Below are 19739 nucleotides of genomic sequence, written 5' to 3'. Positions count from 1 at the left end.
AGGAACGGGGCTCGCTGCCGTATCGGTGCCCCGTTCCCGTCCCGCCCACGCGTGGCGCGCGGACGGGGCTCCGCCGTCCGCACCCCGGATGCGCAAGGATGGGGACATGCCGAACAGACTGGCCCATGAGACCTCCCCCTACCTCCTCCAGCACGCCGACAACCCCGTCGACTGGTGGCCCTGGTCGGCGGAGGCCTTCGAGGAGGCCCGGCGCCGCGACGTCCCGGTGCTGCTGAGCGTCGGCTACAGCTCCTGCCACTGGTGCCACGTCATGGCCCACGAGTCCTTCGAGGACGAGGCCACGGCCGCGCTGGTCAACGAGCACTTCGTCGCCGTCAAGGTGGACCGCGAGGAGCGCCCCGACGTCGACGCCGTCTACATGGAGGCGGTCCAGGCGGCCACCGGCCAGGGCGGCTGGCCGATGACGGTCTTCCTCACCCCGGACGCCGAGCCCTTCTACTTCGGCACCTACTTCCCGCCCGAGCCCCGGCACGGCATGCCCTCCTTCCCCGAGGTCCTCGACGGCGTCGCGCAGGCCTGGACCGGCCGCCGCGAGGAGGTCGCCGAGGTCGCCGCCCGGATCGTCAAGGACCTCGCCGGCCGCTCCCTCGCCCACGGCGGCGACGGCGTCCCCGGCGAGCCCGAGCTCGCCCAGGCCCTGCTCGGCCTCACCCGCGAGTACGACACGGCCTCCGGCGGCTTCGGCGGCGCGCCCAAGTTCCCGCCGTCGATGGTGCTGGAGTTCCTGCTGCGCCACCACGCCCGTACGGGGGCCGAGGGCGCCCTCCAGATGGCCGCCGACACCTGCGAGGCGATGGCCCGCGGCGGCATCTACGACCAGCTCGGCGGCGGCTTCGCCCGCTACGCCGTCGACCGCGCGTGGGTCGTGCCCCACTTCGAGAAGATGCTGTACGACAACGCCCTGCTCTGCCGGGTGTACGCGCACCTGTGGCGGGCCACCGGCAGCGACCTGGCGCGCCGGGTCGCCCTGGAGACCGCCGACTTCATGGTCCGCGAACTGCGCACCCCCGAGGGCGGCTTCGCCTCGGCGCTCGACGCCGACTCGGACGACGGCACCGGGCGGCACGTCGAGGGCGCCTACTACGCCTGGACCCCCGCGCAGCTCACCGCCGCCCTCGGCGAGGACGACGCCGCGTACGCGGCCCGGCACTTCGGCGTCACCGAGGAGGGCACCTTCGAGCACGGCTCCTCGGTGCTCCAGCTCCCGCAGGACGCCGGGGTGGCCGACGCCGAGCGGATGGCCTCGATCCGGGAGCGGCTGCTCGCCGCCCGCGACGAGCGGGCCCGCCCCGGCCGCGACGACAAGATCGTCGCCGCCTGGAACGGACTGGCCATCGCCGCCCTCGCCGAGACGGGCGCCCTGCTCGACCGCCCCGACCTGGTCGAGCGGGCCACCGAGGCCGCCGACCTCCTGGTCCGCCTCCACCTCGACGACGGCGCCCGGCTGACCCGTACCTCCAAGGACGGGCAGGCGGGCGGCAACGCGGGCGTCCTGGAGGACTACGCCGACGTCGCCGAGGGCTTCCTCGCGCTGGCCTCGGTCACCGGCGAGGGCGTCTGGCTGGAGTTCGCCGGATTCCTGCTGGACATCGTCCTCGACCAGTTCACCGCCGAGGGCGGCGCGCTGTACGACACCGCGCACGACGCCGAGCCGCTGATCCGCCGCCCCCAGGACCCCACCGACAACGCCACCCCGTCCGGCTGGACCGCCGCCGCCGGGGCGCTGCTCTCGTACGCGGCGCACACCGGCTCCGAGCCCCACCGGGCCGCCGCCGAGGCCGCCCTCGGCGTGGTCAAGGCGCTCGGGCCGCGGGCGCCCCGCTTCATCGGCTGGGGCCTTGCCGTCGCCGAGGCCCTGCTGGACGGGCCGCGCGAGATCGCCGTGGTCGGCGCGCTCGACGACGACGCCTTCCGGGCCCTGTGCCGGACCGCCCTCGACGCCACCGCCCCCGGCGCGGTCCTCGCCTTCGGCCCGCCGGACAGCGCGGAGTTCCCGCTCCTGAAGGACCGGCCGCTGGTGGACGGGGCGCCCGCCGCGTACGTCTGCCGGCACTTCGCCTGCGAGGCGCCGACGACCGATCCGGCCGGGCTGGCCCGCGCGCTGACCCGCTGAGGGAGCGGGCCGGTGAGGGAGTGCCCCCCCCGGGGGAGTGCCCCCCGGGGGAGTGCCCCTGGGGGAGCGCCCCCCGGGGAGTGGCCCCCTCACCGGCCGGTGTCAGTCGCAGAGCAGGGTCTTGCCCCCCGCGGGCTTGTACTCGCCCAGCGGGGTCTGGCTCTGCGGGGTGGGCCGGGCCTTCGGCAGCGGCTTGTCGGCACGCAGCTTCGCGAAGATGTCGTCGGCGTACGGCACGTCCCACGAGATCGTCGCGCCGACCCCCGGGATGAGCGGGTTGATCTTCTTGATGGGCACGGTGGCGAACTCCGTCCGCTCCGGGCCGAGCTTCCGCAGCCGGCCCGCCAGCGTCAGCAGCTCCCGCGGGCTGATCGCCCGCTCCGCCGACTCCCTGCCGCGCAGCGTCTCGGCGAACCAGCGCATCCAGTCCGGGTCCCGGTACAGATGGGCGCGGACCTCGCGCAGCGTGTTCACGACGAACTTGTGCTGCTTCTTGATCCGTCCGAAGTCCGCCTGACCGTCGGCCTTCCGCGAGCGGACGTACTGGAGCGCCTCACCGCCGTGGACCTTGCGGGTGCCGGGCCTGAGGTCGAGCCCGGTGGACGGGTCCTTGAGGGTCTTCTTGGTGCAGATCGGCACGCCGTCGATGACGTCCACCGTGTCCATGAAGCGCCGGAAGTCGATCTCCAGGTAGCGGTGTACGGGGGTCTTGGTCATCGCCTCGACCATCTCGATGGCGAAGGACGGTCCGCCCTCCTTCCACGCGTTGTTGAGCTTGGCCTGGTGCCGCGGCAGCATCTCGCCGGTCTCCCGGTCGCGGTGCGCGGGGAACTCGGTGAGCGAGTCGCGCGGCAGGCTCACCACGCTGACCCGGTCGTTCTTGGCGGAGACGTGGACGAGCATCATCACGTCGGTGCAGCGGCAGTCGTGGTTGCCGATGTGGTACTTGATCCGCTCCTCGGGGGTGACACGCGCACGCGAGTCGATCCCGACGACGAGGATGTTGAGGCCTCCCTTGGGCGACGGCAGGTCGGAGGGTGCCAGCGCGAGTGAGCCGGAACCGAGCGCGACCAGGGCCGTGGACAGGAACAGCAGACGTCCTGGGCGGGGGAATTTCATGGGAGAAACGTTAAATCGGACGCATTCGCACACAGGTACGCGACGCGACATGGACAGGACGAATCACTCTCCTGCGGAGGCTGTGTCATGATGCCGGGACCACACCGGAAGGAGCGAATATGGCGCCCGATCCCGGAAAATGGGAGCGGATGGCCTTCATTCCGAAGAGCCGATATGTGGCCGACCCGCCGCCGGTCGACCGGGAACCCTTCCCGCTCTACTCCTCGCTGGCCAGACAGTGGATGCAGGCCGGGCGGACGGTTCCGGGAGTTCCCGACCGTGAATGGGAACGGCTCACCCGTACCCCCATCTGGCCGCGATGAGCGGCCGTCGCTGCATTCGATGGATGCAATGGAGTGAATGACGGAAGTCCGACGATAGGCCGGTTTCCTTTTCGTGGCAGGTTCGTTGGGGAGTATGCAGCGGAGAAGGGTCTTCGCCGCAGAAAGGATCCAGACGAAATGAAGTGCAAGAAGGCTGCCGCCGTCGTCGCCGGTCTGATCATGGCCCTGGGTGCGGCCACCCCCGCGATGGCGGACGCCGACGCCCACGGTGCGGCCATCGGTTCGCCGGGCGTTCTCTCGGGCAACGTGGTCCAGATCCCGGTCCACGTTCCGATCAACGTCTGCGGCAACAGCGTGAACGTCATCGGCATCCTGAACCCGGCCGCGTTCAACACCTGCATCAACGCCTGACGTTCCGGTCCGGCACGAGGCCGGCCCCGGGGAGCGTCCAGCACGCTCCCCGGGGCCGGCCTCCGTCGTGTCAGCGGGCCGCGGCCACCGCCCGCTCCGCGCCCGAACGCGGCCGGCCCACCCGGCCGACGCCGCCCCGCAGCCGCCGGCGCACGCCCTTGACCAGCCGGCCGGCCGTGTAGCCCGCGCCGAAGACGAACCGCATCGAGGGACCGTACGAGGGGGCCGTCAGCAGCCCGGCCAGGAAGAGGCCCGGCCGGGAGGACTCGAACAGCGCCCCCACCTCGGGCGCCCCGCCCGGCCCGACCCGGCGCAGCCCGTCCCGCAGTCCGGGGGCCAGCACGTCGGCCCGGTCCAGGCTCGGCACGAAGCCGGTCGCCGCGATCACGTGGTCGGTCTCCACGACGGAGGTCCCGTCCGGCCCGTCCACGTCGAGCCGCAGCCGCTCGTCGGCGGTCACGGTCGCCGCCGCGACCCGCTGCCCGAGCCGCACGTCCCCGACCGCGGCGAACCGCTCGCGCAGCCACCAGGCACCGGCCGGTCCGAGCGCCGAGTCGAAGATCCGCTCGCGGGTGGCGGCGGGCAGCCGGCGGAAGGCGCCCGGGGTGTCCGCGTACAGCCGGTTCTGCCAGCCGCAGCCGAGCCCCGTGTGCGGTGCGCGCAGCGACTGCCAGGCGCCGCGGTCGAGGGCGGGCGGCAGGGTGTTCCAGTTCAGCCGGTCCGAGCGGGCCAGGATGCGCACGGCGGCGCCCTGTTCGGTGAGGATCGCCGCGGTCTCCAGGGCGGCCTGCCCGGCGCCGATCACGGTGACGTCCCGGCCGGCGAAGCCGTCGAGCTCACCGTGGTGGCTGGAGTGGGTGACGTACCGGCGGGGCAGTCCGCGCAGCGGGCCGGGGACCTCCATGAAGGGGAGCACGCCGACGGCCAGCGCGACCGTGCGCGAGCGGTACGTCTCGCCGTCCTCCGCCGTCACCTCGTAGCCCTCGCCGCCCGGGCCGGGCGCGACGCGGGAGATCAGGCGCTCGTCGAGGGCGGGCACCGCCTGGCGGGCGAACCAGTCGCCGTACGCGGCGAAGAAGCCGACGGGCAGCGGCACCCCGTGCTCGGCGCGGATGCCCTGGGTGGCCGCGTAGGCGTCGAGCCCGTAGGCGCCCCGCGGATCGGAGAGGTGGGAGGCCCACGGCTCGGACTTGAGGAACATCGCGGAGGGCATGGCGTGCCAGGACTCCATGGGGCGCCCGAAGACGCGCAGGTTCAGCCCGTGCGCCGCCGCGTGGGCGGCCACGGACAGACCGTAGGGTCCCGCGCCCACAATCACCAGGTCGTACATCGTGTGTTCCGCCTTCGTCGTTCCGGTCGTGAGGGGTGTGCAGGGGGTGTGCAGGGGGTCAGCGCTGGGTCATCTGGTCGGAGCGGGTGCGGGCCGACGACGGTGCCGGCACGGCCGCCGTCCGCCGGGGGCGCCTCGACTTCAGGGCCCGACGGAGGGTCAGCAGGCCCTTGCGCAGGACGTGGGAGCACCACGCGCGCAGCATCGCGAGGGCCGGGGCGAGGTCGTCAGGGGCGAACCAGGCGGTCTCGATCCGTTCGCCCAGCGGCCGCGAGGCGCCGGGCTCGGCCGCGTACCGGCGGCGCGGCGAGGCGAGGAAGGACAGCGTCGCGTAGTTCTCCACGACGAAGCGGCGCCCGTACGAGGGGGTGTGCCCCGGGACCGTTCGTCCGGTGAGGTCCAGGTGCATCGCGCGCACCACGTCGAGGCCGTCCCGGTCGGCGAAGAGCCGGAACTGGGCGCCGGGGCGCGGGTTGAAGTCCAGCAGGTGGTAGGCGCCGGTCGCCCGGTCGAGCCGGAAGTCCAGGTCGCACACGCCCCGGTAGCCGAGCGCGGCGAGCAGGTCCCGGGCCAGCGTCTCGACGGCCGGGTTCGCGCTCCAGCGGCCGACGGCGGTGAGCCCGGCGCCGTCCGGCCAGGAGCGCTCCTTGCGGCCGGTGGCCCCGGTCGAGCAGTCGCCGCGGGAGTCCACGTAGCCGTGGAAGAACCAGTCCAGGTCCCGGCCCGCCGGCAGCAGCTCCTGGAGCAGCAGCCGGCTGCCGGCCTGCGGCGTGCGCGCGTACAGCTCGCGGACCTCGGCGAGGGAACCCACGATCGTGGTGCTGCGCAGTCCGCCGCCGACCGGGAGCAGCCAGGGCCGGCTCCACTTGGCGATCACCGGGAGCCCCAGCGACCAGGCCATCGCGGCGGCCTCCTCGGAGCTGGCGGGCAGTTCGGTACGGGGGTGGGGGAGCGAGAAGGCCCGGCAGGTCTCGGCGAGCTGGGCCTTGTCGGCGACCCGGGTGAGCTGCTCCGGCGACTGGTCGGGCAGCAGGTAGCGGCCGGCGAGCTCGGGGCGGCACTCGGCGAGGGCCAGGGCCGTGATGTCGTCGAGGGGGACCAGGACCGCGGGGTGCGCCGAGGAGCCGGGCAGCCGGTCCGCGATGCGCAGCAGCAGCCGGGTGAGTTCGGCCGGGGAGGGCTCGGCCGGACGGGCGTGGGCGCCGTGGAGGTAGCGGGAGCGGACGACCGGACTGGTGAGCGACTCGACCACCGCGTGGACCGGGATGCCCGCCCGCCCCAGGGACCGCGCGGCGCCGAGCGTGCCGTGATGAAAGGGGTTCGGGTCGAGCCGCACAAGGACCGCGGGGACGCGGCTGTCAAAACTCGGCACGGCATGTCCTTCGTCTCGGGGTGCCCCAACTGGGGGATGAAGAATCCTCTAATGGACTATTGATCGGATCCAAGCCGAGTTCTCGGTCGGCTCATTAGGAATACTTTCGGAGTATCAGACTGACGGACCATCAAGCGGCGCGAGAGAAGAAGGAGCTGCCATGGCAAACCGAAAGCGACGGACTTCGAGAGGATGGCTGGGGGTGTTCACCGCCGGTCTCCTTGCATCAGGTTCTGTCGTGCTGTCCTCCCCCGCTCACGCCGCCGAATCCGTAACGACTCGGGACCCCCAACCGACTCTGTCCGGTGCGATGGGCGCCTTCCTGGAATCGGGCCCGGTCGGGGTGGCCCGGATCGCCCAGCTGGAGAGATGGCTCGGCGGCCGGGAGCTCCGGGTGGGCCACACCTACCTCCCCGGCGACCGCTGGTCGAACATCGAGGGCCCGCCCGGCTTCCTCGACGCCTGGGCGGACTGGCGCAACCAGCGCACCGACCGGCTGTTCGTCCTCAACGTGCCGATGCTGGAGCGCAACGAGGCCGGCGTCTCCGACCACGAGGTCCGCCGCCAGCTGCAGTTGGGCGCCGCCGGCTACTACGACCACCACTTCAGGAAGCTGGCCGAACGGCTGGTCGACCTGGGGGTGCCGGACACCGTCGTCGTCCTCGGCTGGGAGATGAACGGCACGACGTACACCAGCCGGTGCGCGCCGGACCCGAGCTCGTGGAAGAAGTACTGGAACCGCATCGTCACCTCGATGCGCTCCGTGCCCGGACAGACCTTCCGCTTCGACTTCAACCCGAGCCGGGGCCGGGACGCCGTGCCGTGGACGGAGTGCTACCCCGGTGACGACGTGGTCGACATCGTCGGCATGGATTCGTACGACCAGCCGCCCGGTTCGAGTTTCGAGCAGCACGTCAGCGAGCCCTACGGGCTGCAGGCGCAGGTCGATTTCGCCGCCCAGCACGGAAAGCAGATCTCCTATCCGGAATGGGGCCTGTTCCGGAACGGAGACAACCCCGAGTACATGCGGCGCATGCTGGAATGGATGAAGCAGCACAAGCCGCTGTATCACACGATCACCGATTACTGCCCGCACGGCGTCTGGCAGTGCGACGACAATCCGAAGTCGTCGCTGGTGTTCCGGCAGATGCTGTACGGGGTCGAGCCGCAGGTCCCGACGGACCCGGTTGACCCGACGGACCCGACGGACCCGACGGACCCGACGGAGCCCACGGAGCCCACGGATCCGGTCGACCCGACGGAGCCGACGGAGCCGACGGAGCCGACGGAGCCCTCCGAGCCGACGCATCCGACCGACCCGACCGACCCGACCGACCCGACCGACCCGGTCGATCCGGTGGATCCGACGGATCCCGTCGACCCGGTCGACCCGACGGTTCCGGTGCCGAAGCCTGAGCCCAAGCCGGACCCGAAGCCCGAGCCCAAGCCCAAGCCGGACCCGAAGCCGGACCCGAAGCCGGAGCCGAAGCCGGAGCCGAAGCCGGAGCCGAAGCCGGAGCCGAAGCCGGACCCGAAGCCCGAGCCGAAGCCTGAGCCGAAGCCGGACCCGACGGTCCCGGTGCCCGAGCCGAAGCCCGAGCCGAAGCCCGAGCCGAAGCCGGAGCCGAAGCCCGAGCCCAAGCCTGAGCCGAAGCCTGATCCGACGGTCCCGGTGCCCGAGCCGAAGCCCGAGCCCAAGCCCAACTGCTGGTCCGTGAACCTCGGTTCATGGGTCGAGAGCTGGATCGGCGGGCCGGTCTGCGTCCCCAAGGACTCGTGGAAGGAGTCCTGGAAGGACACGGTGAAGGAGTCCGTGAAGGAGTCCGTGAAGGAGTCCAGCACCAACTGGACGACCGGCCTCGGCGGTGACTGGAAGGGCGCCCTGAAGGGGGTCTGGCCCTTCTGACCGGCCGGTGACGGAGCCGCGCGGCGGTGGAGGAGCTCATCCTCCGCCGCCGTTCGGCGTCCGGCCGGGCAGCCGGCCGAGGGCCCGCCCCAGCCACTCCCGCTGCCGCGCCTGCCGGGCGGCCCAGTGCCGCCCCGCGGCCGCGCCCGCGCGTACCCACAGCAGCGGGGCCGTGGAACGGCCGCCGAGCATGAGCCGCTGGTTGGGGACGGTCTCGGGGCGCCAGTGGTGCTTGTACGGCTCGGTGCCGCGCAGCATGCTCAGCGTCGCCCGGCCGCTCGCGCTGGTCTCGCGGGCCCCGTGCCGCAGCAGCATCGTCGCCACGTCGACCTTGCGGGCCCGCAGCGCCGGGTCGGCGCCGTACAGGTAACCGCCCGCGAGCCGCCGCGACATGAGGGTGAGGTCGGCCGCCACCACGTCCCCGGCGAGCCGGAACTCGGTGACCATCGCGTCGCCGCACTCGACCATCGGCCGCACCGCCCGCGCCAGGTGCTGGGCGAACCGCTCGCTGGTGTGCTCGGCGGTCACCCCCCGGCCCTGCCACTGGAGCTGGTGGAGCCTCAGGAGCCGCTCCAGCGCGGCCGGGACCTCGGGCGCGGCCACGATGTGCTCGTCGATGCCGAGCGCGTCCAGCTTCCGCAGCTTCGCCCGCACCCGCTGGGCCTTGCCCGAGGGGATGCGCGTGAGCAGGTCCTCCATCGGTACGGCCGGCAGCTCCAGGCACAGCGAGTCCGCGAGCCGCCGACGGGGGCCGCGCCACGCGTCGAAGACCCGCTCGGCCGCGGCACCGGGCCGCACCTCGCGCAGGTCGATCACCGCGCCGCGCGCCGCGCCCGCCAGGGCCTCGGCGAGCGCGGGCACCGCGTCCGGGCAGCCGTCGTCGAGGAGCACGTCGGTGAAGTCGGTGATGGTGCCGCCGAGCTGGGTGAGGACGGGCAGCGGCCCCGGGGCCCGCATCAGCGGCGCCGCCGCGACCGGCGTGCCGTCCGCGCGGCGGACCAGGACCACCCGCAGCGCGCCCGGCCGGCCGTACGAGAGCCACCAGGAGTGGAGCCAGGCGTGCGACTGGAAGGGCGTCGCCGTCGAGCAGCGGGCGTACAGCGCCGCCCATTCGGGACCGAGCCGGCCGAACTCCGCGCCGTCCCGGCAGACCTCGGCGTACAGGGATCTGCCGCTCACACCGCCTCCGGTTCCGGCTGCTGCGCGGCCACGGCAGGACCCGGTACGGCGGCGCCCTGCCGCGAGTGGCGGGCCTCGGCCCGTACGCCGCGCTTGGGCCGGACCAGCAGGACCAGCCCGCCCAGCAGCCCGCCCGCGCAGGCGCCGACCAGAGCCGACAGGGACGCGGACGGGGACACCGGGGTGACCGGCTTGGTCGCCCGGGAGAACTGGACGACCTTCACCCCCGTGTTCCCGGCGACGTGCGAGCTGTCCAGGACCAGCGCGCGGGCCACCCCGTCGGCCATCGACACGGCCTGCGAGGGCTTCGCCGAGCGGGCGGTGATCGAGATCATCGGCGCGTCCGGCGAGGTCGCCGCCTGCACGCCGGCACGCAGGGTGTCCGCGGACACGCCCGCCCACACCTGGGCGTCGCCGGTCACCGCGATGTCGGTGGCGACCCGTCCGTACGCCTGGGCGAAGCCGAGCGCCGAGGCCGGATCGGACTTCTCCGACGGGACGACGATGACGTAACTGGTCGCCGCGTACTGCGGGGTCTTGAGCGCGCCGTAGCCGCCGCCGAGGACCGCGCCGGCCAGCGCGGCGGCCGGCAGCACCATCCAGCGGGCGGGGGTGAGGAGACGGGAACGTGGCGGAGTCGTGTTCATGGGGCTCAGCTCTCACTTCACGGGAAGAGGGGTGCCGTGGACGGCCTGGTCGTACAGGGACAGCAACTGCCGGGCGCTGTGCGCGATGTCGTAGCGGCGGGCGGCCTCGGGCAGCGGCAGCCGCCCGGCCGGGGCGTCCCGCAGCTCGCGCAGGGCGCCGATCAGCTCCGGCACGGACTCGCCGATCCGCCGGGCGCCGGGCGCCGAGCCCGGCGGCAGGTCGTCGATCGCGGGACACGCCGCGTACCGCACCGGCAGCCCCGCCGCGAGCGCCTCGACGACCGCGAGCCCGAAGGTCTCGTCGGGGGAGGTGGACACGAAGACGTCCATCGCGGCCAGCAGCGACGGCAGATCGGGCCGGCCGCCCGCCGGACGGGACGGCGGATCCTCGAACGCCCCGGGGAGCAGCACCCGGTCGGCGGCCCCGCACTCCGCGGCCACCCGCAGCAGCCCCGCCCGCTCCTCGCCCTCGCCGACGAGGAGCAGCCGCGCCTCCGGCACCGAGGCCACCGCGCGCACCAGCCGGTCGAACCGCTTGCCGGCCGTGAGCCGCCCCACCCCGCCCACCACGAACGCGTCGGCGGGCAGGCCGAGCGCCGCCCTCGTCATGGCCCGCGCCCGGGGGTCGTGGGCGAAGCGGCCGGTCTCGATGCCGTTCGGCACCACCCGGATCCGGGACGGCGCCACCCCCCACCGGGCGAGGCGGCGGGCGACGCTCGGCGAGACGGCGACCGTGGAGGTGCCGAGCCGCTCGGAGGCCAGGTACAGCGCCCGGGTCCCGGCCGACAGCGGGCGCCCCTCGATCTGGGCCTCGCCCAGCGAGTGCTCGGTCGCGATGACCGGACGGACCCCGGCCAGCCGGGCGGCCGCCCGGCCGTACACGCAGGCCCGGTACAGATGGGTGTGGACGAGGTCGTAACCGCCCTGCCGGATCAGCCGGGTGAGCCGGGGCAGCGCGCCCAGGTCGCGGTTGCCGGTCATGCCGAGGTGGGTCACCGCGGTGCCGTCCGCCTCGATGCCCTCGGCGACCGCCCCCGGGTTGGTCAGCGTCACCACCCGTCCCTGGACGGGGAGATGGCGCAGCAGCAGCCGCAGCTGCTGCTCGGCGCCGCCGATGCCGAGCCCGGTGATCACGTGCAGCACCTTCAGGTCGCCGCGGGGCTCCGCGCTCACGGCGCTCACGACAGGACGGCCCGGGCCGGCCCGCTCTGCGCGGGGATCACGTCGGCGGGCCGCCTGCGGCGCAGCGGGTGCAGGATCCGCTTGGCGGTCAGCCGCCAGGAGGTGTCGGCCTCGCCGACGTGCACCCGCGGCAGGGCGAACACGCTGCTCAGCGGGCCCGGGTCGATCGCACAGGCGTGGCGGTAGCCGGCCTTGCGGACGGCCCGCACGACCCGGGCGTCGACCTTCCCGTACGGGTAGCAGAAGCCGTCCACCGGGTCCCCGGTGATGTCCTCGATCAGCTCCCGGCTGTGCCGGGTCTCGGCGGCGAGGCCCTCGTCGTCGAAGCCCGCCAGCTCGACCAGGTCCACGTGGTGCAGCCCGTGCGAGCCGATCTCCATGCCGGCGGCGGCCGCCCGCCGGATGCCGTCCTCGTCGAGCAGCGGGCGGCGCGGGCCCCGTTCGTCCCAGGCGTTGTCGCCGCCGAGCCGGCCGGGCAGCACGTACACGGTCGCGGTGAAGCCGTGCCGGCGCAGCAGCGGCACCGCCGACTCGACGAAGTCGGCGTAGCCGTCGTCGAAGGTCAGCCCCACCAGGCCGCGGGCCCGGCCGGCGGCGGCCGCCGCGAGCAGCTCCCGCACGGACACCCCGCGCAGCCCCCGGTCGCCCAGCCAGTGCAGCTGCCGGGCGAAGCGCACGGGCGAGACCGTCACCTGGTACGGATCATCGGGGCTGTCCGCGATCGAGTGGTACATCGCCACCCACAGAGGGGGCTTCGGCAGCAGTCGACGCAGCACGGCGGCGGGCATGGGGGGTCCTTCGGCAGGCGGATCGGGGGAGGGGCGGAATCTCGGGCGCCTTGGCGGCGCACGCGACGAAGAGCAGGAAGACGCCGACCACCACGAGCGCGGCGACGGCGACGGCGACCACGGGCGGGCCGATCGCGACGGAGCACAGCCACCCGGCGCCGGTGGCCCAGGCGCCCGCCGTGGTGAGCCGCAGCAGGCCCTCGCCGAGGCGGCGCACGTCGATCGGCACCGACTGGCGGTGCGCGCCGAGCAGCAGCATCACGGCGGTCACGGTGATGCCCAGCGCGTTGGCGCCGGCGATGCCGACCGCGCCCCACAGAGCGGCGCAGACCGCCCCGGCGAGCCCGGTGGCGAGCAGCCCGGTGGCCATGGCGGCGGCCGGGTACCAGAGCGGGCGGGCGGCGGAGAAGTAGCAGCGGACCAGGGCGCCGACCATGGTCTGGCCGAGCAGCCCGAGCGCGTACACCCGCATCACGGCGGCGGTCGCGGCCGTGTCCGAGGCGTCGAACGCGCCGCGCTGGAACAGCAGCTCGACCATCTGCGGGGCGGCGGCGACCACCGTCGACGCGCCGATCAGGACGACGACCGCGGCGAGCAGCAGGTCCCGCTCCACCCGGCGGCGGGCCGCCTCCGCGTCGCCCGCCGCGAGGGCGCGGGCGACCACGGGGAAGCTGACCGTGCACAGCATCAGGGAGAGGATCATCGGCATCTGCGCGACCTTCTGCGCGTAGTTCAGATGCGAGATGGCACCGGCCGGGAGCGGCGAGGCGAGGAACCGCTCGATGAGGATCTGCGACTGGCGGGTGAGCGCGAAGACGATGACCGGCGCGATCATCCCGAGCACCAGCAGTCGCCCGTCCCCGGCCGGCACCGGCTTCGGCTCCTCCTTCGGCACGGGCCGGCTGCGCAGCTCCCGCACCAGCGAGGGCGCCTGCACCAGCACCATCAGGACCCCGCCGACGGCGACCCCGGCGGCGGCGGCCCGCACGCCGAAGGGCTCGCGCAGCACCAGGATCGTGCCGATGATGCCGACGTTGTACGCGACGTAGATCGCGGCCGGCGGCAGGAAGGAGCCGTGCGCCCGCAGGGCGGCCGAGCAGTACCCGGCGAGCGCGAAGGAGAGCACGCAGGTCGCCGTCAGCCGGGTGCAGTCGACCGCCAGCCGCGGGTCCGGCAGCCCCGGCGCCAGCGCCGCCACGAGCAGCGGGGCGAGCGCCACGAGCAGCGCCGAGACGGCGGCGACGGCCAGCACCAGCCGGGGCAGCGTGGCGCGGACGAGGGCCCGGACCGGGTCCCCGAAGAGGCTGACCGGGCGGCGGGCCAGGGCCCGGGAGAACGCGGGCACCAGGATCAGCGCCATCGCGTCCTCGATGAGCAGCGTCGACGCGAACTCCGGCACCGTCCACGCCACGAGGAAGGCGTCCGTCTCGGCGCCCGCCCCGAAGTACCGCGCGAGGATCTGGTCCCGGACGAGTCCGAGCACGGCCCCGACGGCCGTGAGCGCCGCCGTCACGACGGCGGCCCGCAGCAGGAACCGGCCGGAGGAGGACCCGGCGGCGGACTCCGGGGTCTTGCGGCGGGCGTGCCGGCCGCCGCCGGCCGCCGGCCGGGGGGAACCGGTCGGCGGTCCCGGCCGGGCGGGCGCGGACTGGGGCGTCCAGCCGAGCGCGGCGCCCGCGAGGGCGTCCTCGGCGCCGGGCCGGCCCACCGGTTCGACCGGCCGGGCGCCACCGGCCAGCGGCCGGCCGCCGAGCAGCGCGGGCCGGCCGTCGTACTCCGGCCCCGGAGCCGGCTCGTGCCCGGGCCTGCGCACCGTCCGCGTGCCGGCCTGCGCCCGGTGCGCGGCACCGGCCGGGCGCACCGCCCGCCCGGCCACCGTCGCGACCCGCGCCCCCGGCGCCGCGGCCGGCGCCCGCCCGCCGTGCCCGCGCCCCACGCTCCCAGCCGCCGCGTGCCGCCGGGCCTCGGCCCCGGCGGGACCGGCCGGCGGCAGCCCGCACATCAGGTCCAGGGTGTCCTCGGACGACACGCCCGCCCAGGGGTCGAAGGGCGCGCCCTCCGGGCCGCGCCCGGCCGGACCCCCCGCGGGTCCGGTCGCGGCGGCCGGAGGCAGTGCGCACAGGGCGTCGCCCGCGGGGCCGTCCGTCCAGGGGTCGGCGGGACCCGCCGCCGGTCCGTACGCGGCCGGACCCCCCGCGGGTCCGGCCACGGGCACCGGGGCCCGGCCCCGGCCGGCCGGTTCGGCCGGCGCGCCGAGGTCGAGGGCGCCCGCCCGGCCGGTCGCGCCGCCGCCCGCGGGCACGCCGTGGTCCCGCGCGCCGGTGAGGGGGGCGGGCGGGACCGGGGCGGCGTCCGTCGGGTCCGGGGGGCCGGACCACGGGTCACGCACGGCGCACCTCCGCCAGCGACCACCAGGCGGCCAGGCCGAGGACGACCGACATCAGGACCGTCGAGGGGCCGCCGATGTCCGCGTAGAAGAAGTCGATGAGCTGCCAGGACAGCACGCCGACGGCGACCAGCGCGCAGTCCGCGCCCAGCCGGCGCCGCCGCAGCGCCGCCACCAGCAGCGCGGCCCAGCTGCCCGCCAGGGCGAGCAGCCCGATCAGGCCCTGCTCGCTGAGCACCAGCAGGTACATGTTGTGCGGCGACAGCAGCGGCTGGCGCTGGAAGGCGGCGCCCGCGCCCGCCGTGTCGCTGCCCGAGGACAGCGCGAGCGAGGCGTTCGAGTCGCGGTAGGCGGGGAAGCCCTTCAGGCCCACGCCGGTCAGCGGCTCGCTGCGCCACATCCGGCCCGCCGCCGCCCACATCGTGTACCGGTCGGTCACCGACTGGTCCGGGGCCGCCGCGACCTGCGTGATGCTGGTGACCCGCTCCTTGACCATCTCCGAGCCGATCCCGAGCCCGCCCACCAGGACCACCCCGAGCGCGGCGGCCACGAGCGCCACCCGGCCGGCCCGCCGCAGGCCCGAGAGGACCAGCTGCAGCGCGCAGGTCAGCACGGTCGCGATCCACGCGCCCCGGCTGAAGGAGAGGACCAGCGGCAGGAAGAGCAGCCCGGCGCAGACCAGCGCCGCCGTCCGGGCCCGGCCCGCCGTCCCGCCCAGCGCGAGACCGGTCGCGATGACGAGGCCGTACGCGACGACCGTGGCCATGCCCATCACGTCGGTCGCCCCGAAGGTGCCGACCGCGCGGATGTCCTCGCCCTGGTACGAGGCGCCGGTGCCGGTCAGGTACTGGACGACGCCCACCCCGCCCTGCAGCAGCGCCAGTCCGACCAGCGCCCACGCCACCACGGCGAAGTCCCGCCGGTCCCGGATCATCAGCAGCACGGCCGCCGGGACGAGCACGAAGATCTGTACGTAGCGGGCGACGCCCGGCAGGCTGGCGCCAGGGTCGTTGGAGGTGATCGCCGCCAGGCAGATGCCGAACACCGGCAGCCCGAGCACGACCGCCGCGGTCCGGCTCAGCGGCCGGGCCCCGGAACGCACCACCCGCACCAGGCAGATCAGGACCAGCAGCCCCGAGGCCGCGTCGGCGACCGTGCCCGTACCGCCCGTTCCGCCCTGGGCACCGCCCCCGCCGCCCGGCACGAGCAGCAGGGCGATGACGGCGAGCACCGGCGACAGGGCCCCGGCCCTGCGCGCCCACTCCCGTACCCCGAAGCCGGCCGGGCCGGTCCTCGGCAGCGAAACGGCCGTCGCCATCGTCAGCTCCCCGTCGGTCGCACGAGCCCGGCCGCCGTGCGCAGCAGGATGCACACGTCCTGCCAGAGCGACCAGTGGTCGATGTAGTGGTTGTCGAAGCGGCAGCGGTCCTCGATCGAGGTGTCGCCGCGCAGCCCGTGCACCTGGGCGAGCCCGGTGAGCCCCACCGGCATCCGGTGCCGGGCCGAGTAGCCCGCGTGGACCCGGCTGAACTGGGCGACGAAGTAAGGCCGTTCGGGCCGCGGGCCGACCAGGCTCATGTCCCCGCGCAGCACGTTCCACAGCTGCGGCAGTTCGTCCAGCGAGGTCTTCCGCAGGAAGTGGCCGGCGGCGCTCATCCGGTGGTCGTCGGCGACGCTCCACCGGGTCGCCGACTCCGTCTCGTCGGACGGGCGCAGCGTACGGAACTTGAGCAGCGTGAACAGCCGCCCGTTCTGGCCCACCCGCTCCTGCCGGAACAGCACCCCGGGACCGTCCGCCAGCCGCACCGCCAGCGCGCACATCAGCAGCACCGGCAGCGCGACCGCGAGGGCCGGCGCGGCCAGCGCCACGTCCAGGGCCCGCTTCGCGGTCAGCCCGCGCCGCTCGGAGAGCGGCACCAGACGGTGGCTCCCGTAGCCCCACAGGTGGTCGCCCATCGCCCCCGGCCGCGGCTCGCCGCCCACCCGCCAGGTGGTGCAGCCGTAGTGCTGGAAGAGCGTGACGAGCCCGTCGTCGGGGGTGAGGAACACGGCGTCGCGGACGGTGTTCTGGATGACCGCCCGGTGGATCTCCTCCGGCGTCGTCAGCACCGGGAGCCCCCGCTCGCCGTCGGCCCGGCCGGCCACCAGCCCCACCGGCCGGATGCCGTACTCGGGGTGCTGGCCGAGCGCCGCGGCGAACCGCCGCGCCGCGCCCGGCGCCCCGACCACGAGCGCCGACCGCGGGTGCGCCCGGGCCGCCCGGCGCCGCCGCGCGTGCGCGAGGCCGCGCACCGCGACCACGGCCACGAGGTGCGTTCCGTACGCCCCGCACAGCCGCAGCGGACCGATCGCGTGCCCGGGGGCGTAGGCGGCGACCGCGGCGGCCGTCACGCACCAGGCGACCCCGGCGCGCGAGGCCAGCGCGGGCAGCTCGTCCAGGGCCCCGGTGAGCGCGGCGACCGGCCGGTACAGGCCGGCCCGGCCGTCCAGCAGCGCGACCAGACCGACGACCAGCAGCGACAGCTCCCAGCGCCGGTGCGCCGTGGACAGCACGCAGACCGCGAGCAGGACGGCGACGGCGTCGGCCGCCAGCAGCGGCACGGCGGTGGACCGCACCCGTCCCGGCCGCCGCGGCGGCAGCGAGAGACGGTCGGACGCGCCGCGCGGCGACGCCAGGGAGGTGAGGCCCGCGAGGGAGCCCGCCGAGGGCCACGGGCCCGGCGAAGAGGGGAGGGAGGTGCTTTCGGTAGTCACTGCGCAATCGGCTCTCTGTGCTCCGTGCACCGCACTCCGGCCAGTTCGCGGTAGAGCTCCGCGACGGCCGCGCCGGTGCGCCGCACATCGAATCTGCTGAGTACGTGCTCGCGGGCCTCCCGGCCCAGCGAGCGCCGCAGCCCGGGCTCGCCCAGCAGGCGGCCGAGCGCGGCGGCGAGGGCGGCCGGGTCCCCGGGCGGGACCAGACACAGCTCCTCATGACCGGGCGGCAGGCTCTCGCGCGCGCCGTCCACGTCGCCGACCACCACCGGCCGCCCGCTCGCCATCGCCTCCAGGGGCGCGAGTGCCATGCCCTCCCAGCGGGAGGGCAGCACGACGAGGTCGGCTTCCCGGTACCAGGGCGCGGTGTCGGTCACGGCGCCCACGAAGCGGACCGAGGGCCCGGCGGCGGCCCGCAGCCGCTCCCCGTCGGGGCCGTCGCCGACCAGGACGAGCCGGGCGTCCGGCACGGCGGCGAGCACGGCGGGCCAGGCGGCGAGCAGCACGTCCTGGCCCTTCTGCCGGCAGAGCCGCCCCACGCACACGACGAGCGGCCCGGCCGGCCCGTCCGGGGCCTCGTCCTCCGCGGGCGCGAAGCGCTCGGCGTCCACCCCGTTGTGGATCACCGACCAGGGGGCCACCACCCCGGCCGTCTCGCCGGTGCGCCGCTCGGCCTCGCTGACACAGACGATCCGGGCCGTCCAGCGGGCGGCCCAGCGCTCCCAGCGCCGGGCGAGCGCGGCGGTCGTCCCCTCGATCGCCTCGAAGGACCAGGCGTGCGGCTGGTACACCGTCGGAACCCGTCCGCGCAGGGCCAGCCGGGCGCACAGCCCGGCCTTGGCGCTGTGCGCGTGGACGAGCGCGGGGCGCGCGGTACGGATCAGCCGGCCGAGCTCCCGGGTCTCCCGTACGGTCCCGGGGCCCGGGTCCCGGCCCGCCCGCCACGCGTACGTGTCGGCGCCCTCGGCCCGTACGGCCGCGGCGAGTTCGGTGTCGGGCGGACAGGCCACGGCGACCCGCAGCCCGGCCGCGAGCTGTGCGCGGACCAGGTCGGTGACGACCCGGGCGACCCCGCCGTCACCGGGCTGGACCGCGTGCAGCACGTCAGTGCCGGGCGGTGGCCCTCCGGACGTCCGCCTGGAGGAAGAGCGCGCCGAGCCAGACGGTGTCCGTCCGGGTGCCGACGCGGATGTGGAAACGATCGGCCCCATGGCGCAGCGCCCCCCGCAGATCGAAGACGTCGGAGTCGTACCCCAGGGTGTTCTGATGAGCGGGCAGTCGTTCCATCCGACTTGTTCCCGATTCCGTGATGCTGGAGTTCATCACGTCGTCCGCGGAATTCGCGGAATCGGAGATCACGCTCCGCGTGACGCTCTTGGCCCCCTCGGATTCCACCGCGAGGTAATCCCCGGAAGTGCCGCGGTCGCCGTCATAGGCGACCAGTCCGAGCAGGCCGCCCGCCCCCTGGGGAATCCGGTCCCGGCCCAGCGGGACCGGGATTCCCAGCTCACGGTTCTTCGGACCGAGCGTTTCGAAGCCGTCCCATACGGCCAGTCGGCGCAACGGCTCGTCGGCCTTCTCGTACGCGGCGACCAGCGTCCAGCCACCCCATCCGCCGACGGCCGAACGGCCCATCGCGACGTTCACCTGGGCGACGGTCCACAGACCCGAACGGGACGAGCGGACCAGCTCGGTGACGTCGGCGGAGGCCTGGAAGGCGTCGGCGCCGTCGCCCGTGCGGTGACCGGTGGTCGTGTCGGCGAGCAGCGCCTTGTAACGGCCGCCGGGCTCGGAGATCAGCACCCGCCCGTTGTCCTTGGGCGGTTTCTGCTCGCCCACGCGCAGGTTGCCGCCCCAGTACAGGCGGGCCCAGCTGACCCGGGCCCCCTCGGGGATCCGCAGCTCGGCGCTGCTGGAGTTGTAGGTGTTGGCGTCGTCGTCGACGTCCACGTACCCCATGGTGGCGCCGTCGTTGGCCGACTCGGTGCCCAGCGTGCCCCTGGCCGAGGCGTTGGCGGCACGGACGATGCCGCCGTGCTGGACCGCCTGGTACCGCGGGGCGAAGGCGAGTCGGGAGGCTTCCGTGGGCTGGGGGGCGGCGGCGGACGCGGCCGGGAGCGCGGCGGAGAAGGCCGCGCACGACACGGCGCACAGCACGCCCCGGCGTGCAGCATGAACCGCTGAATTCCGCATACAGGTTCTCCGCTTTGATGAGAGAAGGAAGGGAAGACCCGCGTGGACCGGGAG

The 19739-nt window shown here is 74.9% G+C and carries 15 protein-coding genes and 1 pseudogene; 4 read left to right on the top strand and 12 right to left on the bottom strand.

Annotation, left to right across the window (positions count from 1 at the left end; translation table 11 throughout):
• Nucleotides 1-106 precede the first annotated feature (106 nt).
• The gene (locus ABD981_RS15285; protein ID WP_046912338.1) at nucleotides 107-2134 is read left to right on the top strand and encodes a thioredoxin domain-containing protein; all 2028 of its coding nucleotides are present in this window, start codon (nucleotides 107-109) and stop codon (nucleotides 2132-2134) included.
• 102 nt (nucleotides 2135-2236) lie between these two features.
• Here the strand turns inward: ABD981_RS15285 and ABD981_RS15280 are convergent, their stop codons facing one another.
• Nucleotides 2237-3253 (bottom strand): LCP family protein, encoded by a 1017-nt coding sequence (locus tag ABD981_RS15280; RefSeq protein WP_046912339.1) that lies wholly within the window; start codon nucleotides 3251-3253, stop codon nucleotides 2237-2239.
• Nucleotides 3254-3372: 119 nt separating this feature from the next.
• Between ABD981_RS15280 and ABD981_RS15275 the strand changes: the two genes are divergently transcribed.
• Complete coding sequence (locus ABD981_RS15275; protein ID WP_123955270.1) at nucleotides 3373-3576, top strand: hypothetical protein; 204 nt, start codon at nucleotides 3373-3375, stop codon at nucleotides 3574-3576.
• Nucleotides 3577-3714: 138 nt separating this feature from the next.
• Entirely contained in the window at nucleotides 3715-3948 is a 234-nt protein-coding gene (locus ABD981_RS15270; protein ID WP_046912340.1) for a chaplin, read from the top strand.
• 70 nt (nucleotides 3949-4018) lie between these two features.
• Here the strand turns inward: ABD981_RS15270 and ABD981_RS15265 are convergent, their stop codons facing one another.
• Together ABD981_RS15265 and ABD981_RS15260 are read right to left on the bottom strand one after the other, a co-directional pair.
• A complete protein-coding gene (locus tag ABD981_RS15265) occupies nucleotides 4019-5278 on the bottom strand; it encodes an FAD-dependent oxidoreductase (protein WP_345529523.1) in 1260 nt (419 codons plus the stop codon).
• 58 nt (nucleotides 5279-5336) lie between these two features.
• On the bottom strand, nucleotides 5337-6650 hold the full coding sequence (locus ABD981_RS15260) for a carboxylate--amine ligase (RefSeq protein WP_046912342.1): 1314 nt from the start codon (nucleotides 6648-6650) through the stop codon (nucleotides 5337-5339).
• A gap of 160 nt (nucleotides 6651-6810) precedes the next feature.
• Here ABD981_RS15260 and ABD981_RS38915 point away from each other — a divergent pair.
• A pseudogene (locus tag ABD981_RS38915) lies at nucleotides 6811-7944 on the top strand (glycoside hydrolase family 26 protein); the annotation flags it as partial.
• A 648-nt stretch (nucleotides 7945-8592) separates the two neighbouring features.
• Here ABD981_RS38915 and ABD981_RS15250 read toward each other — a convergent pair.
• From ABD981_RS15250 to ABD981_RS15210, 9 genes are all read right to left on the bottom strand, one after another.
• Complete coding sequence (locus tag ABD981_RS15250) at nucleotides 8593-9735, bottom strand: GNAT family N-acetyltransferase (protein ID WP_123955271.1); 1143 nt, start codon at nucleotides 9733-9735, stop codon at nucleotides 8593-8595.
• Nucleotides 9732-10382 carry a YveK family protein gene (locus ABD981_RS15245; protein WP_046912344.1) on the bottom strand — a complete coding sequence of 217 codons (651 nt, stop codon included), beginning with the start codon at nucleotides 10380-10382 and terminating at the stop codon, nucleotides 9732-9734. The genes ABD981_RS15250 and ABD981_RS15245 overlap by 4 nt, the downstream gene beginning before the upstream one ends.
• Before the next feature lie 12 nt (nucleotides 10383-10394).
• Complete coding sequence (locus ABD981_RS15240) at nucleotides 10395-11531, bottom strand: glycosyltransferase (RefSeq protein WP_046912347.1); 1137 nt, start codon at nucleotides 11529-11531, stop codon at nucleotides 10395-10397.
• A gap of 29 nt (nucleotides 11532-11560) precedes the next feature.
• Nucleotides 11561-12352 carry a polysaccharide deacetylase family protein gene (locus ABD981_RS15235; protein WP_046912345.1) on the bottom strand — a complete coding sequence of 264 codons (792 nt, stop codon included), beginning with the start codon at nucleotides 12350-12352 and terminating at the stop codon, nucleotides 11561-11563.
• Nucleotides 12267-14060: a murein biosynthesis integral membrane protein MurJ gene (gene murJ / locus ABD981_RS15230; protein WP_046912348.1), complete on the bottom strand. Its 1794-nt coding sequence runs from the start codon at nucleotides 14058-14060 to the stop codon at nucleotides 12267-12269. The genes ABD981_RS15235 and murJ overlap by 86 nt, the downstream gene beginning before the upstream one ends.
• Before the next feature lie 673 nt (nucleotides 14061-14733).
• On the bottom strand, nucleotides 14734-16056 hold the full coding sequence (locus tag ABD981_RS15225; protein WP_046912516.1) for an O-antigen ligase family protein: 1323 nt from the start codon (nucleotides 16054-16056) through the stop codon (nucleotides 14734-14736).
• A 2-nt stretch (nucleotides 16057-16058) separates the two neighbouring features.
• On the bottom strand, nucleotides 16059-17492 hold the full coding sequence (locus tag ABD981_RS15220; protein ID WP_345529515.1) for a sugar transferase: 1434 nt from the start codon (nucleotides 17490-17492) through the stop codon (nucleotides 16059-16061).
• Entirely contained in the window at nucleotides 17489-18703 is a 1215-nt protein-coding gene (locus tag ABD981_RS15215; protein ID WP_123954834.1) for a glycosyltransferase, read from the bottom strand. Before ABD981_RS15215 ends, ABD981_RS15220 begins: the two co-directional genes overlap by 4 nt.
• Complete coding sequence (locus ABD981_RS15210) at nucleotides 18597-19685, bottom strand: DUF3344 domain-containing protein (RefSeq protein WP_046909856.1); 1089 nt, start codon at nucleotides 19683-19685, stop codon at nucleotides 18597-18599. The genes ABD981_RS15215 and ABD981_RS15210 overlap by 107 nt, the downstream gene beginning before the upstream one ends.
• Nucleotides 19686-19739: the final 54 nt, after the last annotated feature.

The organism is Streptomyces showdoensis (assembly GCF_039535475.1).
GTDB classification, from domain to species: domain Bacteria; phylum Actinomycetota; class Actinomycetes; order Streptomycetales; family Streptomycetaceae; genus Streptomyces; species Streptomyces showdoensis.
This window is presented reverse-complemented; position numbering and strand designations above follow the sequence as displayed.